This window comes from Kitasatospora sp. NPDC051164, assembly GCF_044455625.1.
Taxonomy (GTDB): domain Bacteria; phylum Actinomycetota; class Actinomycetes; order Streptomycetales; family Streptomycetaceae; genus Kitasatospora.
Genome location: NZ_JBITFB010000007.1, coordinates 1 through 15493, shown reverse-complemented (window position 1 = coordinate 15493; position 15493 = coordinate 1). Strand labels below are relative to the sequence as shown.

Here is a 15493-nt window from a genome sequence, read left to right as displayed (position 1 = left end):
CACGGAGCACCCGCCCGACCGGCGTTTCGTGGCGCCGCCATTGTCGCGCCCTGGTTGCTGCCGGCCGTTGTCGCGCCCTGGTTGCTGCCGGCCGTTGTCGCGTCCTGGTTGCTGCCGGGGGCTGCCGGCCGTTGCTACTGGGGTGCGCGGCCGGCGCCGGCCGCGAGCTCCTTGGCCGCCTCGGTGAGGTCCTTGGCGGTGTCGATCGCGCGCCAGTACACGCCCTGCGGCAGCTGGTAGCCCGCCAGCCGCTTGCTGCGGGCGAGTTGGGGGAAGGTCGTGCGCTCGTGGTCGCCCACGTCCGGCAGCAGCTCGGCGAACTCCGGGCTGAACACGTACAGGCCGGCGTTGATCAGGAAGGGCGAGGGCGGCGCCTCGATGAAGTCCAGCACGTTGCCGAACTGGTCGGTCTCCACGGCGCCCCACGGGATCCGCGGCCGGGCCAGCGCGAGCGTCGCGACGGCGTCCCGCTCGTGGTGGAAGGCCGCCATGTCGCGCAGGCTGAAGCGGGTCCAGATGTCGCCGTTCGTGGCATACCAAGGCTCGTCCGAGCGGGGCAGCGCCTTGGCCGCGTACTTGAGCCCGCCGCCGCGCCCGAGCGGCTCCGCCTCGACCACCGTACGCACCCGCAGCGGCAGGTCCGCCTTGTCCAGCCACTCCTCCAGCACGTCGGCGAGGTGCCCGCAGGAGACCACGACATCGGTGACGCCCTCGGCGGCGAGCCAGGCCAGCTGGTGCCCGAGGATCGGCGTACCCGTCCCCGGGATCTCGACCAGCGGCTTCGGGCGGTCGTCCGTGTAGGGGCGCAGCCGGGAGCCCTGGCCGCCGGCCAGGATGACGGCCTGGGTGACCGGCGTCGAGGTCGGCCGGGGCGGGTGCGGCTGCGGGGAGTTCGCGGACTGGAGGGAGTTCGCGGACTGGGGGGAGCTCGGGGACGTGAGGTCGGCGGTGGGGCCGGAGTCAGCGGTCATGTCTGAACAATAGGGCCGCCGCCCCGGCCACGGACCGGAGGAGCGTCAGCCCACCACGCCCGCCGCGAACGCCCCGTCGCAGACCGGGCGGGCGAAGGAACGGGCCCGCTGGACGTCGCCCTGGTACTTGCGCACCGCCGCCTTGCCCAGTTCGGTGGCCAGCGAGGTGCAGTACGGCGTCAGCGAGGGCTGCTCGCGCATCGAGCGCTCCAGCAGGTCCAGCGCGGCGGACGGGTTCTTCGCCCGCAGCTCGTCCAGTAGGGCCACCCGCAGGGACTCCTGCGGGGCGAGCCCGTCGGCGGTCTTGGCCGCGGTGGTGGAGCGTCCGATCCCGGCGCCGTCGCCGCTGGACGCCGCCACCACCTGCTGGTCTAGCCCGGTCGGCGGGGCCCACGGGACCCGGGTCACGGCGAGGGTGCCGGTGGTCACCAGGACGACCGGCAGGGTCAGGGCGACGGTCTGGCCGATACGGCGCACAAGCTGCTTCACCCTCAGGAGAGTAGCGGTGGGTACGGGCCGGATTGCCCTCCGTTACACCATCGAGTGACACGGTGTCCGGGTTCGTCCCCACGCCGTGTTGACGCGGGGGTGTACGGACGGAGCCCGCCGGACCGGGGAGGGTCCGACGGGCTCCGTCGTGCTCATCAGCCGAGTCGGCAGTTGCCGGCCGGGTCGGCTGCGTCAGTCGCAGACGCTCAGGCGCTTGCCGGTGCCGGTCGCGAAGACGTGGGTCTCGTTGGCGATCGGCACCACGTGGATGGTCTCGCCGCGGGCCGGGATCTGGCGGCCGGGCACGCGGACGACCAGGTCCCTGTCCTCGCCGCCGATCTTGGTGGTGCCGTAGACGAAGCCGTCCGAGCCGAGCTCCTCGACCACGTTCACGGTCACTGCGACGCCCTCGATGCCACCCGCCGGGACGATCTCGAAGTGCTCGGGGCGGACGCCGACGGTCACCGTCTTGTCGGAGCCGGCGCCGGCCAGGTTCTCGCGCGAGATGTTGACGACCGAGCCGCCGAACTTCACGCCGCCGTCGACCAGCGGCACCTCGACCAGGTTCATGGCCGGCGAGCCGATGAAGCCGGCCACGAACAGGTTGGCGGGCTTGTCGTACATGTTGCGCGGGGTGTCGACCTGCTGCAGCAGACCGTCCTTGAGCACCGCGACCCGGTCGCCCATGGTGAGCGCCTCGGTCTGGTCGTGGGTGACGTACACCGTGGTGATGCCCAGACGGCGCTGCAGGCCGGCGATCTGGGTACGGGTCGAGACGCGGAGCTTGGCGTCCAGGTTCGACAGCGGCTCGTCCATCAGGAAGACCTGCGGCTGGCGGACGATCGCCCGGCCCATCGCGACACGCTGGCGCTGACCGCCGGAGAGCGCCTTCGGCTTGCGGTCCAGGTACTCGGTGAGGTCGAGGATCTTCGCGGCCTCCTCGACCTTGGTGCGGATCTCCGACTTGTTCACGCCGGCGATCTTGAGCGCGAAGCCCATGTTCTCGGCGACGGTCATGTGCGGGTAGAGCGCGTAGTTCTGGAACACCATCGCGATGTCCCGGTCCTTCGGCGGCAGGTGGGTGACGTCCCGGTCGCCGATGCGGATCGAGCCCGTGTTGACGTCCTCCAGACCGGCCAGCATGCGCAGGCTGGTCGACTTGCCGCAGCCCGAGGGGCCGACCAGCACGAGGAACTCGCCGTCCGCGATCTCCAGGTCCAGCGCGTCCACGGACGGCTTGTCCGTCCCGGGGTAGATGCGGGTCGCCTGGTCGTACGTGACAGAAGCCATGGTTGTTGCTCTCCTTCACCGGCAGGAACGTGCCGGACGATCCGAGTAAAGGGGTGTGTGCTTGCTCCGTCGCCCCGTCAGTGGTCTGAACCACTACACGAACCGACTCCCGGCGACGCTACCTGCGCTTCCGCGGCTTGTCAGCCCCCACCGACCCGATTTCGGCATCGGTTCCATCACGCCCGCCCCACCCCACCAACCCCCGGATATCCCACCACGCCGCCACCGCGGCCCGGTAGACTGCCCCCGGTGCCGCCGTGATCCCTCGCGGACGGTCACCGTGCCTCCTTAGCTCAGTTGGCCAGAGCACCGCTCTTGTAAAGCGGGGGTCGTCGGTTCGAACCCGACAGGGGGCTCAGCTTCCGGCCCAGGTCAGAGGGCCGAAGAACGCGGAACGCCCCGGGCTGGGATCAGCCCGGGGCGCTCTGACATCTCCGGATGACATCAGTCGGTCTTGCGGCGGCGCTTCAGCAGGCGGTCCATGTGCCTCATCGCCTCCCCGCTGCCTCTCCTGCACCACGTGCGGGTAGATCTCCATCGTGACGGCGATCTGGCTGTGTCCGAGGATGGCCATCAGCTCCCGGGGCGCCACACCGGCGGCGGACAGGAGCGTCGCGCAGCCGTGTCGGGTGTCGCGCAGTCGTGTCGGGTGTCGTGCAGCCGGATCGGCGGCAGGGCCTCGGCCTTGGCCACCCGCGTGAACGAGCGGGTGAGGTTGCGCGGCTCGATCGGCTGGCCGGTCGCCGTGGTGAAGACGGAGCCGGAGTCCGGCCAGTCCTTGCCCGTCTCCAGCCGCTGGCGGCGCTGCTCGGACTGCCGCAGGCGCTGCCAGCGAAGCGGTGCGACGCACATCATCGGCAGCGGGATGACCCGCTGGCGGCGCGACTTCGGGGTGTCCTCGTACAACTCGCCGTCCCGGTGCCGGAGCTGGCGCTGCACGGTCAGGGTGCGGTTCTCCAGGTCGATGTCGGACCAGTGCAGGCCGAGGACCCCTCGCAGCAGGCCGAGCGCCACGGCGAGGGCGAAAGCGGCGTACAGCGGGTCACGCCGGGACCCGTCAACGGCCTCGGCGGGTTCGTCCCAGTCCACCGAGGCCAGTTCCACCCAGCTGATCCAGGATGGGCTGTGACCATCGGCGCCCCATCGCCCCATGCAACCTCGGTACGCCTGCCGGGTGTGGGACGACACATCAGCGGGCCTCGCCGCGCTCTCCGGCCAGTGGGCGGAAGCCGGCATGGTTCCGCCCACCGAACAGGCAGCCGCAGGCGTCGTAGCTCCGGCCGCCGTACAGCAGATCCAGGTCTATCGCCGCATCCCAGTGCGCGTCGTCCTCGTCGAGCGTTCCGTAGGTGGCCCGGCACTCCACGAAGCCATGTATGTCGGCTCCCATGTGATCGGATTCTCCGGGCCGGACAGACAAACTGTCAGGAGTTTTCAGGTTGTCCGACCTGTTGGACGCATCGGAGCGGGCGGTCGGCCGAACTTGAGCGCCGAGAACGTGGCCGTTGCTGGTGCCCCTGGCGGAGCAAGTTGTCGCGTTGGATATCCCAACGGCTACTCAACGCACTTCCCTCGACCAGAGGGCCGAGGGCTGGTCAGCTGGTGATCGCGGAGAGCCGACCTCGCAAGGGCGCCTCGAGGTCGAGGTTGTCGCCTCGGGTGGTGGTCTGAAGGAGTTCAGTGATGACCACGAGTTCCGCGAACCTCCCGGTTGGTGTGTCGAGGATATGCCCGAGCCGCCGCCGGAGTTCTGCGGCGGTGTCGGGAAGGAGAAGGCTGTAGGCATGGAGGAGCGCCGTGTCGTATCCGGCAGGCGCAACGCCCCAGCCTTCCCAGTCGAGGACCGTGAGGGTCGGGCTGGTGAGGTTGGCCCAGTGCAGGTCACCGTGAGCCGTCGTCCAGGCAGGCACCTTGGTGTCGATCGGGATGCCCAGGTACTGGGGCATGGCGCGGTCAAGGTACTCCTGCCGGACCGCCACCCGGTTGCTGGGGACGGTGGCGATGGCGTCGAGGGCGGTACTGAGCCCGTCCCACCAGGCATCGTCCAGGTCGGGCGCTTCCCGCAGGATCGGCTCGTGGACGGTGATGGTGGGGTCGGTGATTTTGTCGTACAGCTCCGCCAGGTAGCCGTGCTCTTCCACGGTCCAGGTGCGGCGCCCCCGCAAGCGCGGCCTGGGTACCGCAGGAGGCATGAGCTGTTCTGCCTCCTGCGGTCCCTCCCAGAGCTTTCCGCCGGCCTTGTCAGCCGGGGCGGACACCAAGCGGAGCCAGCCATCGCCCGACGCCGTGGCGACCGGCCGGCTGAGGGTACGTCCGCGCCAGCCCCAGGCTTCGCGGAAGCCGATCGGCGTCGCGTGGAGCGCCGTTGCTGCTGCCGCGTGCATCCCGCGCATCCGCCTGGCGGTGTCCGGCTCAGGTTCCGAGTACATCAACGACCCTTCGAAGTACTTCCGGAGACAACGGCGGTCGGCCGACGGCTTCGGCGGCCTGCCCCCAGTGTTCCGGGTTCCCCGCCGACAGGAGCACGCGCTTCACCCCGGGGGCTGAAGCAACGACGGCGATGGCGGCCTCGGCAGGGGTCTTGCCAGAGTTGATCAACTCGGACAGTTCCGGGGTCACCATGCCGGGGATCTCGCCGCCGTGGAGCGGGGCGGAGGCGAACACCTCCAGCCCCGCAGCCAGGACATCGGTCAACGGGCCGTGTCCGTCGAGAGCCTGGGCGACGGGCGCAAGGTGGATGAGGGAGACCGGGAGCTGGATGGCGCGCAGGTGGTGGTTTGGGCCGCCGGCCTTGGCCGCGAGTTCGACCAGCTCGGGTACGCCGAAGAGGCCGCTGCTGAAGCCGCGCCAGGTTGCCACCCCGTAGGTGCCGATGACCTGTTGGCTGCACGCCTCCTCCAGAGCCAAGAAGGCGGCGTAGAGCCGGTCGGCGATCTCGCCCTCCGGACAGCCGTGTTCGGGGTTGTGCACGAACACGAGATCGGGCACCCGGCCGAGCACACGCCTGCTACGTGCGAGCTGCCAGGCGATGTAGCCCGGGGCGAGACAGTGCCCATGTTCGGCCTCGGCTGTGGTCAGGGCACCGGCCCGGACGCCGATGCGCCTGACGTTGGCCGGGACGAAGCCCACCTTCGTGGAGACACGCAGATCCGGGTAGGCAGCCAGAACCACAGCGAGCGAGGTCTCCGCGAGGCCCTTCTCGTAGTTGGGCGCGGTGTCCACCCAGTCGGCACCACGGGAGGCGGCCATCAGTGCTGCCCCGGCGACATCGAGGCAGCGGTAGGTGCCGAGGCCCAGGCGGGCGGTCATCGTGGGCCTCCGATCGCGGCGGCTTGGCCGTCGACCAGCTCGGTCACGACACCTGCGGCCTGCGAGAGGGTGATGCCGGAGGCCTGCGCGAGATCGGCCAGCCGGTTAGGTTCCCCGTCGGCGAGGAGCGAGAGCATCGGCTCGGCCTTGGCGGCGAACGTCCACTCCTCGCCGCCGGCGGTCAGCCGGACGGTGGCGGCGGACACGGCGGTGAGCGCGGGCCGCGTGGTGACCAGGCGCACCTGGAGGTCGGCGTCCGGCGGAGCCGCCGTGATGTGGGGCAGCGACGGTGCGAGCCTGGCTCGCTCGGTGGCGTCGCGGGCGGAGGAGAAGCGGGCGATCAGGTCGTCGCTCTCCAGCTCGGTCGCGATGAGCTTGCCGATCGTGTTGAGGAAGGCTCGCTGCTCCTCGGCGGTCCCGAAGCGCGGGATGTCCGCTCGGACGGCCTCGTGGGCACGCAGCATCTCCGACAACCAGGTGATCAAGTCGGCACCCGTCGTGCTCTGCAGCCCGCACGTGACATGCAGCGAGTGCTCGCCCTCGGAGGCGGCGACGGCATGCCACCAGCCCCGAGGCAGGTAGAGCACGTCGCCGGCGGTGAGCACCAGATCGGCGACCGGCTCCTCGGGCGGTGGCTCGGGCGTCTCGACGTCGCGGTGCATCGGCAACGCGCGGGTGGGGCCGTAGATACGCCAGCGCTTCGCGCCGTCGAGCTGGACGACAACCACGTCGTGATCGTCCCAGTGGACACCGAAACCCTCGGTGCCGGTCCAGGAGGAGTACAGGTTGACCTGCACGCCGGTTCGCAGCCAGCGCTCAAGTTGGCCGGCCAGAGCACCGATTCCGGGGTGCAGCTCGTCAACGGCGTCCAGCACCAGCGTGGCGCCCTCAGCCAGACGCTGGTGCAACTCGGAGGGCTGGAGCTGGTGCCAGACGGTGCTCCGCCGGGTGACGATCGGCCGGGAGTACGTGTGCGCGGGCAGCTGCTCCCCGTTGGTGGCGAGTCGAAAGCGAGGGGGTTCGAACCGGTGGTGGGTCAGGATGGCGTTGAGGTCATCCCAGCTCATGAGTCCGGCGAGTGACGCGGCTTCACCGCGCGCAACCTTGAAGCTGCGGCCGAGCGTCCGGGCGAGGAAGTCATCCCCGCCCAGACGCTCAACCACCGAGAAGTGCTCGGCGGTCATCGTGATGCAGCCGTCAGTCGTTGGTGTCGGTGCGGCCGGTGGAGCCGCCGTCCGACGGCTGCTCGCCGCGCGATCGGGCCGCGGTGACCTTTGCGCGGGCGACCAGCAGACCGTCGCCCTCCAGCTCGGTGTTGTTCGTCAGGTTCTCGGGCATGAAGCACTCCTTCGGAATCATGGGGCGGGCCGAATGTCCAGCCCCGTCGTGGGTGCAGCGATGGATCCGTCGCCGAGGCAAGCCGTCGGCGAGGAACCGCAGGTGCTTATGCCGCGTGGCTGTTGACCGGCGCGGGCACCTGTATCCCCCCAAGCCCGCGTCGGGGCGGGAGGAAGTCTTGTCAGACGCTGGTCGGCACGACGCCCCGCGCCTTCGGGGCAGCGGCCCTCACCAGCGCGGTGAGTCGCTCGTCGCCCGAAACGGCAGCGGTGGTGCCGACCTCGAACCAGATCCGCTTGCCGGTGGGGTCCGGCTCGGCGCCCCAGTCCGTCGCGAGCGCTGCCACCAGGAACAGCCCTCGCCCGTCGGTGGCATCGAGATCGATCCCGCCGGCAGCCGGCAGTTCGTGGCTGACATCCGTCACCTCGACGCGCAGCCGCTCACCGTCCCAGGACACGCACACGACGCACGGGGCGCGGGTGTGGGAGACGGCGTTGGTGATCAGCTCGCTGGACAGCAACTCGACATCGCGGAGCGCGTCCTCCGCCAGGGGCAAGCCCCAACCGCGCACGGCCCGTATCACCTGCCGCCGGGCGTCCGGCACGGCCTCGGCACTGGGCAGTACGCGGAAGCCGAACGGGGCGGGGGCAGTGGCTTGGCGGGTGGCGACGGACATGAGCGCGGACCTTTCACGGGGACGAGGTCGGCAGCGGGCCGATTCGCGCCGGGATTCACCCGACAGGTGTCTACAGAACCGCCTCCAAAGCCGTTGAACCAGAGCAGAATTGATGCGGCAATGAGGCATCCGTGCTGCAGACCCGGGCCTGACCTGGCTTGCTGTGGCTGCAGACGACCTGACGCATCGCAGGAGGACACGGGATGGCGCCCAGGAGGTCCCGGCTGATCCAGCGAAGGGAGGCAGTCGGTCACACCCAGGAATCGTTGGCGGAAGCCCTCCAGGTGGACCGTTCGACCGTTGGGCGCTGGGAGAGCGGCAGAGGTACCCCACAGCCCTGGATGCGGCCGAAGCTCGCCCGGGCCCTGCGGCTCTCCGTCGACCAGTTAGCTGACCTGTTGGCGGAACCCTCCGCAACCGCCGAAGCAGCTCCACCTCTCGGCAGCGATGCCGATGCCTTGCCTCCTGCGCCTGCCCTGCGCGCGGACCAAGGCAATGGTCTCGTAGCGGCTGTGGCTGCCGACTCGGCAGAGTCCGCGATCTTCCTCCGCTTCGCGAGCACCTCCAACGTGGACGACACGCTGCTTGAGCAGATCGATGCGGACATCGCCAGGCTGGCAGGGGACTACGTCAGCAAGCCCGTGTCCGAGGTCTTCCACGACATCGGAGCCCTCCGGCAAGCGGTGTTCGACTTACTCCGAGGCCGCCAACACCCCTACCAGGCAGGCCACCTCTACCTGCAGGCCGGACGCCTATGCGGCCTGGCCACTCATCTCGCCCTCGATCTCGGCCAATACACAGCTGCGGCTACGCATTCGCGAACGGCCTGGCGCTGCGCGGAGTCGGCCGGCCACAACGGCCTTCGGGCTTGGATCCGATCCGTCCAGTCCTTGATCGCCTACTGGCAGCAGGATCACCGCCAGGCTGCCGAGCTGGCCAGAGCCGGACTGCCGTACGCGGACAGCGGGACGATTGCAGCCCGTCTGCTCAGTCTTGAAGCACGCGCCACCGCCGCACTGGGCGACAGCGCGAGCGCGCTACGAGCTGTGGAGGCGGCCGAGGCGGCGCGGCACACAGCCGCCGCCGTGGATCTCCCGGGAGTGTTCACGTTCCCCGAGGCCAAGCAATGGACTTACGCCGGCACCGCCCTCCTGGCTCTGGGCAGCCAGTCTCATGTGAACCGCGCCATCGACGCGTCCTCCAGGGCCATTGCCATGTACGAGTCCGCACCCCAGCATGAACAGTCCTCCGGCGACCTGCTGGCCGCCCACCTTGATCTCGTCAACGCCCATCTCGCACACGGCGACCTCGACGGCGTTCAGGAGAAGCTCTCAGTGGTGCTGGCCGCCGCCCCGGACCGGCGAACAGCGAGCATCTCCACCCGCCTTCGGGCTCTGAGTACTCGTCTCGCCGAGCCCGCCTACGCAGGCTCCCCACTCGTCCTGAGTCTCCGTGAGAATGTCAGAGAAGCCTGCGCTCGACCCGCACTCACGAACCCTCCGGAGCTGGCCCAGTGACGAGCAACACCGCGCAGCAGGACGCCGCAGTCGCCGACAGGACGATCCTCGCGAACAGCGCCTACGCCGACGGACGCCACCTGGCCGCCCGCCAGTCCATCTACCGGTGGCAGCGGCCGCAGTACGACCTGCCTGGGATCGTCGTTGAAGAGCTGGCAGACACCAGCGGCACGGTCCTCGACGTCGGCTGCGGCAACGGCAAGTTCGTCAGCCGCCTGCACCAGGACCGCCCAGACCTTAAGGTCGTCGGGATGGACATCTCGGCGGGCATCCTCGCCGATGTCGAAAAGCCGGTCCTGGTTGCCGACGCCCAGGCCCTGCCCTTCGCCGACAACAGCGCCGACGCCGTGTTGGCCCTGCACATGCTGTACCACGTCAGCGACATCGAGGCCACGATCAAGGAGCTGGCTCGCGTCCTCCTGCCTGGCGGCGTGCTCATCGCCTCGACCAACAGCGACACCGACAAGCGGGAGCTGGACCAGCTCTGGGCCCGGGCCGCAGGAGACATCCTTGGGATTCCCGAGGGGCCAGCACGTGTCTCGCTCAGCTCCCGCTTCTCCCTGGAGAAGGCCCCCAGCTACCTCGGGACAGCGTTCAAGGACATCCGCGTACGGGAACTGCCCGGCACCATAGAGATCACCGACCCTGCGCCGCTCATTGCTCACCTCGCCTCCTACGAGGCGTGGGCCGACCAGTGCGGTGTCCCGTTCCACGAGACCGTCGGCCGGGCAGCCGAGATCGCCGTAGCCAAGATCGCGGTCGAGGGCTCCTTCAAGATCACCTGTCGAGGGGGCATCCTCATTGGCCAGTCGTAGAGTGGAGACATCAGGTCGATATTTCTTTTCTCAAAGCCGCGCTGCAACTTGGGGCACGTTAGTTTGAGCCAACTGCTATTTTGGCTGCTACGAAGATTGCTCTTCGACAAAGGTGAGGAACTGTGAATAGAGATAGATTCGAGCTGGCGCTCACTCGGATCGGCCCCGAGGATGGTGTGCTATTTGAGCAGTTGGCATCATCTTTTGCCGCCCTGGAGTACGGTAACCTTCGAACGCTGGCTTCTGTTGGTGGGGATGGTGGCAGAGATGCGATCCTCTATACGCCGGACGATGATCAAGGCGTAGTATTTCAATATTCAGTCACTGTTGACTTCTCCGGGAAGATCCTGCGAACTGCGAAACGGCTTCAAGAGACCGTTCCGGACGCACGTGAGATCATCTACTTCACCAGCCAGGTAGTTGGCCCAAAGGGCGATGAGGTCAAGAAGAGAGCACGGAAGGAATATCGACTCTCTGTTGATATTCGGGACCGCTCGTGGTTCCTGGACAGAGTGAACCTCCATGCGCAGTCCGAACAGGCCGCTGAATCCTTGGCTAGGATAAAGGTCGACCCACTCATTTCGAAGATTGAGAGCGGAACGCCCGGCGTTCTGCCCGGCCTTACAAGCGAAGAAGAGGCGGAGGCTGCCTTTTTTCTTGAGGTCAACTATGGCAATGAAGACAGGAAGAAGGGTCTAACCAAGGCAAGCTTTGATTCATTGGTCCGAGCTGCGCTGCGCGGTACGGATTCGCAGAATAGGCTTCCGAGATCCGAAGTTATAGCGAAGGTTTCCCGGATGCTGCCAAGCGGGCGCGACTATGCGCCTCTGGTGAACTCGTCGCTGGCTCGCCTGGGTAAGTCCTCAATCCGCCACTGGCGACAGGCTGATGAATTCTGCCTGTCTCACGATGAAGTCGAAAAGGTCAAGGATCGCGCTGCGCATCTGCTGTTGCTGCAGGAGGAGTTCAGGTCCGAGCTGATTCAATTCGTCACGGCGGCCGAAGAGTTCCTTGGTCAGAAATTCTCGGAGTCCGATAAAAAACTGGCGGCCGAGCTTGCGGAATATGCTCTTGATAAAATGCTGCTAGATCGAGGCAGGGCGTTCGCAGAGGCCGTCGCAGTAGACCGCGTATCTGACTATCAGTCGGAGAGCATTTCGCCGCTCATCGATGCTGCGATCAGCGGCCTAGGGAGGAACCCTTCTCGGAAAGTCCGGGAGGCGGCCGCCTATGCCGTTGGATTGATATTTACTGCACCGTCAAGAGGTGTGGCGGAATACCTGCGCGGGAAGATAGAGTCGCATACTCTCTTTGCTCTACTTCAGGCCACGCCTGACGTGCAGAAGACGGTGGTTAAGCTATTCAGTGGAGGGGTTATTTGGCTAGATGCAAATCTTCTCCTTCCGGTTCTAGCGGAAGAACTGGCAGATGAGGAGTCTCGCGGCTTCACAAACCTCTTGCACGTGGCCCGCGAATGTGGAATTTCACTTCGAGTGACATCGGGAGTCACAGAAGAGCTCTCTATGCACATGCGCCGCTCACTGGCTTATGCGCGAGTAGCTCAGCAAGGTGGTGTCTGGGACGGCGATGTTCCATTCCTTGCATCAGCGCATGTGGCCGCAGGAAATCCCCTGGCCTCACTAGGGAGCTGGCTAGAAAACTTCCGCGGCGCTGATCAGCCGATGGAAGATGTCGCGGAGTACCTTGAAGACGAGCACGGCATTCGAGTCCAGGACTTGAAGGCCGAGGCTGAGCGTGCCGACATTGCTCTTCGAGGCGCAGTGCAGGAGATCTGGTACGAGTCGAAAGCGCGTAGGGCTAAGAAGTTCTCACAGGAGACGGTGCAAACTCTTGTGAATCACGATGTCGAGTGCTATCTCGGCGTCGTATCTCGGCGGAGGGGGGAAAATAGGAGCCCCCTCGGATTTAATTCGTGGTGGCTCACCCTTGATTCCACGGCTTTCAAGGTTCACGCCCTGCTTCGGGATCGGATCTCGGGGGAGGTGCCGCCGCCGCCCGTAATGAGCCCTGACTTCCTTTTGAGGTACCTTGAGATTGGCCCGTTGCGAGCGGAGGTTTCCAACAGCTCGCGAGCAAAGCTCCCTGTGCTGCTAGATATTTCGTTCCTTGAAGGGGTGTCCCCGCAAATGATGAGCGTTGTGGATGGCATTCGTCAGGAAAATGCTGCGCTTCCGCCGCGCGTGCTTCGGCGAAAGATCAGGGACACAATGAATAAGCTTAAGGCAGAGCGTGGCAGGATCTCTGAGGGTGGTGTAGCCCTTGTTGAGCAAGAGGTTTTGGACAGCATACGGGCCTGAACTTGCAGCAGACGTCGGGTCGCCGAGCTGTGTTGCTGCCACCTGATGCCTTGATCGAGGGGACGGTTGCGTGAGCGATGCGTGAGCGGACGGGCTGGCAGGAGCTGTTCAGGGCTGGATCGGGAAACCTGCCCCGTGGCGCTGACCTGCAGGTTCAGCGCCACGCGGCATCAGGCGTCACGTACCGTCATGATCCGGGTTCGTCTTGTAAAGCGGGGGTCGTCGGTTCGAACCCGACAGGGGGCTCCGAGGCGGAAGGCCGCCGATCTGCCCGAAAGGGCAGGTCGGCGGCCTTCTTCGCGTCTACGTGGATCTGGGCGACCCCCGCTTCTGCGGGTGGGCGGGGCGAGGATGGTGGCGCGTCGAGCGCGACCTCGTCCCTGTGTGAGGTCGGTGCCGTGCGGCGGGCCGGGGGGCCCCCGGTGCCCACCGTCGCCGACCGACTGAGCGGCAGTCAGCTGCGTTCCGCCCTGGCCGCTGCCCCTCCCGACGAGGTGATCGCCGCCTGGCGTGCGGCAGGGAAGGGATTCTCGCGGGCGGCGGCAACCTTTTCGGGGCCGGTGACAACCAGGTGTCGTCCGGCCGGGCGGTCCGGCCGGAGGAAGCGGCTGAAAGAGAGCACCGACATGTCCCCTCGCCCCTCCACGCCGTCGGAGGCGTCTCCCCCCGGTGGCCACGGACGTCGTGGTCGCCCGTCGTTCCGTTCGGCCCTACCGGGTCAGCGGCAGACGCATCGTCGCCGCCGGTTGTACCAGCGTCGGGGTTTCTGGGCGGCCGTCGGCCTTGCTGTCGTGGGCGGCTCCGTGGTCGTGGTCAACACGGCCTCGGCGGGAACCGTGGACGTGGACACGAAGCCCTGGTACATGCTGGTCAACCGCAACAGCGGCGAGGTGCTGGACGGCCTCCGTTACGCCACGAACGACGGTGCTGCGGTGGTGCAGTGGGGCCGTCACGACGGGGCCAACCAGCAGTGGCGGTTCATCGACGCGGGTGACGGGAACTACCGGCTGCAGAACCGCAACTCCGGCAAGGTGCTGGACGACTACGGCTGGTCGAAGACCGCCGGCTCCGGCCTGGTGCAGTGGCGCGACCTGAACGGCGCCAACCAGCAGTTCCACCTGGAGAAGTCGCCGGACGGCTACCTGCGTCTGATCAACCGCTTCAGTGGCATGGCCGTCGAGGTCCAGAGCGGTTCCAAGACCGACGGGGGCCGCGTCGCCCAGTACCACGACTGGGGCGGCGCCAACCAGCAGTGGCTGCTCGTCCCGGTCGGGAACGCCGGCGGCACCGGGAGCGCGGCGGGCTCCGACAGCACCCCCACCCCCAGCACCCCCAGCCCGACCGTGCCCACCACGGCTGCCACGCCGGGCGGCGGCACTGCGACAGGCCAGGCTACGAGCGGGACCCGCCCGCCGTCGGCGCCGTCTCCGGCCGCCGGCGGTGGCGGCGCCTCGGCGACACGTTTCATGGGCAGCAGCACGGTGCTCATCGGCGGCTCGATGTCCGACGCCTCGGCGACCGCCGCGCCGTTCGACGTGCGATACGCCTATGTGCACAGCCAGCCCGCGCCCTCGTCGGCCTACTATTCGGCAGCGCTCTGCCAGGCCGCGTGGACGAGCTGGTGGGGCTGCTGGGGCGGCAACACCACGGCGCCCGGCAACTACGTGACCTGGGGCGACACCCATGCGGCCCAGGCGACGTACCAGGGCAAGCCGCGGCCGCAGAAGAACTTCTGGACCTGGTACTCGTTGCGCGACCTCGGGGATGCGGCGGGCCAGGGCGACGGCCCGGGCGAGGTCGTCGCCATCAACAAGGCCGACCTGCTCACCCGCTACATGAACGACTACCGGTTCTTCCTCCAGAAGATCGGCAACAACCACGACATGATCGACATCGAGCCCGACTTCTGGGGCTACGTCCGCTCGCTCGGCAATCCGCACCAGGTCGCCGCGCAGGTCACGGCCGCGAATCCGACGGACTGCGGATCGCAGGAGAACAGCGCCGCCGGACTCGCCGGTTGCCTGATAGCGATGGCGCACAAGTACGCGCCGAACACGGGCGCGGGGTTCCACCTCACCTGCTGGGACTGGCAGAGCAACGTCCAGGGATGCGTCAAGGACTACGCGGACCTGGGGGCGAAGAACGCCGACTTCCTGGCCACCGATGTGGTGGACCGCGACGCGGGCTGGTACGCACAGCCGGCGCACGGCGGCCGTGACACCTTCTGGACCGACCAGAAGGCCGCTGCCGCGCTGGGCTTCTACAAGACGATGGCCGAGTCGGTGGGCAAGCCGGTGGTGCTGTGGCAGATCCCCGTGGGCAACATGGCGCAGAACAACACCCTCAACCACTACAAGGACGACAAGGTGGACTGGTTCTTCGCGCACATGGACCAGGTGGCGAACGCGCATATCGCCGGCCTCCTGTTCGGTGCGGGCCAGCAGGAACAGACAGGGGTCGAGTCCGACGGCGGGAACCTGATCAACAAGACGATCGCGTACCACAACTCGGGTGGTACGGCGCTCAAGTAGCCGCACGCAGCCTGTCGGCCCCCTCCCCTTCGCCGTGGGCGCCGATGGTCATCTCGCATCAAGGAACCCCAGCCGACGCACGGCTGGGGTTCCTTGATGTGGTGGGTATCGGTCAGTGCTGCAGGGTGAGGAGGCCCGGCCGGTACGGCAGTTGGTCGTAGGGGCCGGTCGCGGTGGGGGACTTGCCCTGGTAGAGGAACTGCAGGTTGCAGGGGTCGATGGTCATGGTCTGGTCGGGG

The 15493-nt window shown here is 67.5% G+C and carries 14 protein-coding genes, 1 tRNA gene and 1 pseudogene; 6 read left to right on the top strand and 10 right to left on the bottom strand.

Annotation, left to right across the window (positions count from 1 at the left end; translation table 11 throughout):
* Positions 1–134: 134 nt before the first annotated feature.
* The 3 genes from ACIBEC_RS12100 to ACIBEC_RS12090 form a co-directional block, all read right to left on the bottom strand.
* The gene (locus tag ACIBEC_RS12100; RefSeq protein WP_360495861.1) at positions 135–971 is read right to left on the bottom strand and encodes a nucleotidyltransferase family protein; all 837 of its coding nucleotides are present in this window, start codon (positions 969–971) and stop codon (positions 135–137) included.
* Between the two features lie 45 nt (positions 972–1016).
* Positions 1017–1460, bottom strand: a complete 444-nt coding sequence (locus tag ACIBEC_RS12095) for a hypothetical protein (RefSeq protein WP_360495858.1) — start codon at positions 1458–1460, stop codon at positions 1017–1019.
* Positions 1461–1652: 192 nt separating this feature from the next.
* Positions 1653–2750, bottom strand: a complete 1098-nt coding sequence (locus tag ACIBEC_RS12090; RefSeq protein WP_360495855.1) for a sn-glycerol-3-phosphate ABC transporter ATP-binding protein UgpC — start codon at positions 2748–2750, stop codon at positions 1653–1655.
* Between the two features lie 282 nt (positions 2751–3032).
* On the opposite strand from ACIBEC_RS12090, the gene ACIBEC_RS12085 reads away from it, so the two are divergent.
* Positions 3033–3106, top strand: a tRNA-Thr gene (locus ACIBEC_RS12085).
* A gap of 217 nt (positions 3107–3323) precedes the next feature.
* Here the strand turns inward: ACIBEC_RS12085 and ACIBEC_RS12080 are convergent.
* From ACIBEC_RS12080 to ACIBEC_RS12050, 7 genes are all read right to left on the bottom strand, one after another.
* The gene (locus ACIBEC_RS12080) at positions 3324–3854 is read right to left on the bottom strand and encodes a tyrosine-type recombinase/integrase (protein ID WP_396287904.1); all 531 of its coding nucleotides are present in this window, start codon (positions 3852–3854) and stop codon (positions 3324–3326) included.
* 85 nt (positions 3855–3939) lie between these two features.
* Positions 3940–4140, bottom strand: a complete 201-nt coding sequence (locus ACIBEC_RS12075) for a hypothetical protein (RefSeq protein WP_360495852.1) — start codon at positions 4138–4140, stop codon at positions 3940–3942.
* A gap of 205 nt (positions 4141–4345) precedes the next feature.
* Positions 4346–5134 (bottom strand): hypothetical protein, encoded by a 789-nt coding sequence (locus tag ACIBEC_RS12070; protein ID WP_360495849.1) that lies wholly within the window; start codon positions 5132–5134, stop codon positions 4346–4348.
* Positions 5135–5162: 28 nt separating this feature from the next.
* On the bottom strand, positions 5163–6059 hold the full coding sequence (locus ACIBEC_RS12065; RefSeq protein ID WP_360495846.1) for an aldo/keto reductase: 897 nt from the start codon (positions 6057–6059) through the stop codon (positions 5163–5165).
* Entirely contained in the window at positions 6056–7243 is a 1188-nt protein-coding gene (locus ACIBEC_RS12060) for a JmjC domain-containing protein (RefSeq protein WP_360495843.1), read from the bottom strand. Before ACIBEC_RS12060 ends, ACIBEC_RS12065 begins: the two co-directional genes overlap by 4 nt.
* Positions 7244–7256: 13 nt before the next feature.
* Positions 7257–7397, bottom strand: coding sequence for a hypothetical protein (locus tag ACIBEC_RS12055; protein ID WP_360495841.1), 141 nt, complete (start codon positions 7395–7397; stop codon positions 7257–7259).
* Positions 7398–7578: 181 nt separating this feature from the next.
* Complete coding sequence (locus ACIBEC_RS12050; protein WP_360495838.1) at positions 7579–8073, bottom strand: ATP-binding protein; 495 nt, start codon at positions 8071–8073, stop codon at positions 7579–7581.
* Positions 8074–8276: 203 nt separating this feature from the next.
* Here ACIBEC_RS12050 and ACIBEC_RS12045 point away from each other — a divergent pair.
* The 5 genes and pseudogenes from ACIBEC_RS12045 to ACIBEC_RS12025 form a co-directional block, all read left to right on the top strand.
* A pseudogene (locus tag ACIBEC_RS12045) lies at positions 8277–8459 on the top strand (helix-turn-helix transcriptional regulator); the annotation flags it as partial.
* A gap of 183 nt (positions 8460–8642) precedes the next feature.
* Entirely contained in the window at positions 8643–9590 is a 948-nt protein-coding gene (locus tag ACIBEC_RS12040; RefSeq protein ID WP_360496090.1) for an XRE family transcriptional regulator, read from the top strand.
* The gene (locus ACIBEC_RS12035; protein ID WP_360495835.1) at positions 9587–10405 is read left to right on the top strand and encodes a class I SAM-dependent methyltransferase; all 819 of its coding nucleotides are present in this window, start codon (positions 9587–9589) and stop codon (positions 10403–10405) included. Before ACIBEC_RS12040 ends, ACIBEC_RS12035 begins: the two co-directional genes overlap by 4 nt.
* Positions 10406–10527: 122 nt before the next feature.
* Positions 10528–12723, top strand: coding sequence for a hypothetical protein (locus ACIBEC_RS12030; protein WP_360495832.1), 2196 nt, complete (start codon positions 10528–10530; stop codon positions 12721–12723).
* A gap of 791 nt (positions 12724–13514) precedes the next feature.
* Positions 13515–15254, top strand: a complete 1740-nt coding sequence (locus ACIBEC_RS12025; protein WP_360495829.1) for an RICIN domain-containing protein — start codon at positions 13515–13517, stop codon at positions 15252–15254.
* Positions 15255–15493 lie beyond the last annotated feature (239 nt).

Coding starts and splice junctions, on each gene's coding strand:
- ACIBEC_RS12100 (WP_360495861.1), bottom strand. CDS start 971: ATGACCGCTGACTCCGGCCCCACCGCCGACCTCACGTCCCCGAGCTCC.
- ACIBEC_RS12050 (WP_360495838.1), bottom strand. CDS start 8,073: ATGTCCGTCGCCACCCGCCAAGCCACTGCCCCCGCCCCGTTCGGCTTC.
- ACIBEC_RS12060 (WP_360495843.1), bottom strand. CDS start 7,243: ATGACCGCCGAGCACTTCTCGGTGGTTGAGCGTCTGGGCGGGGATGAC.
- ACIBEC_RS12055 (WP_360495841.1), bottom strand. CDS start 7,397: ATGCCCGAGAACCTGACGAACAACACCGAGCTGGAGGGCGACGGTCTG.
- ACIBEC_RS12065 (WP_360495846.1), bottom strand. CDS start 6,059: ATGACCGCCCGCCTGGGCCTCGGCACCTACCGCTGCCTCGATGTCGCC.
- ACIBEC_RS12075 (WP_360495852.1), bottom strand. CDS start 4,140: ATGGGAGCCGACATACATGGCTTCGTGGAGTGCCGGGCCACCTACGGA.
- ACIBEC_RS12070 (WP_360495849.1), bottom strand. CDS start 5,134: ATGCACGCGGCAGCAGCAACGGCGCTCCACGCGACGCCGATCGGCTTC.
- ACIBEC_RS12090 (WP_360495855.1), bottom strand. CDS start 2,750: ATGGCTTCTGTCACGTACGACCAGGCGACCCGCATCTACCCCGGGACG.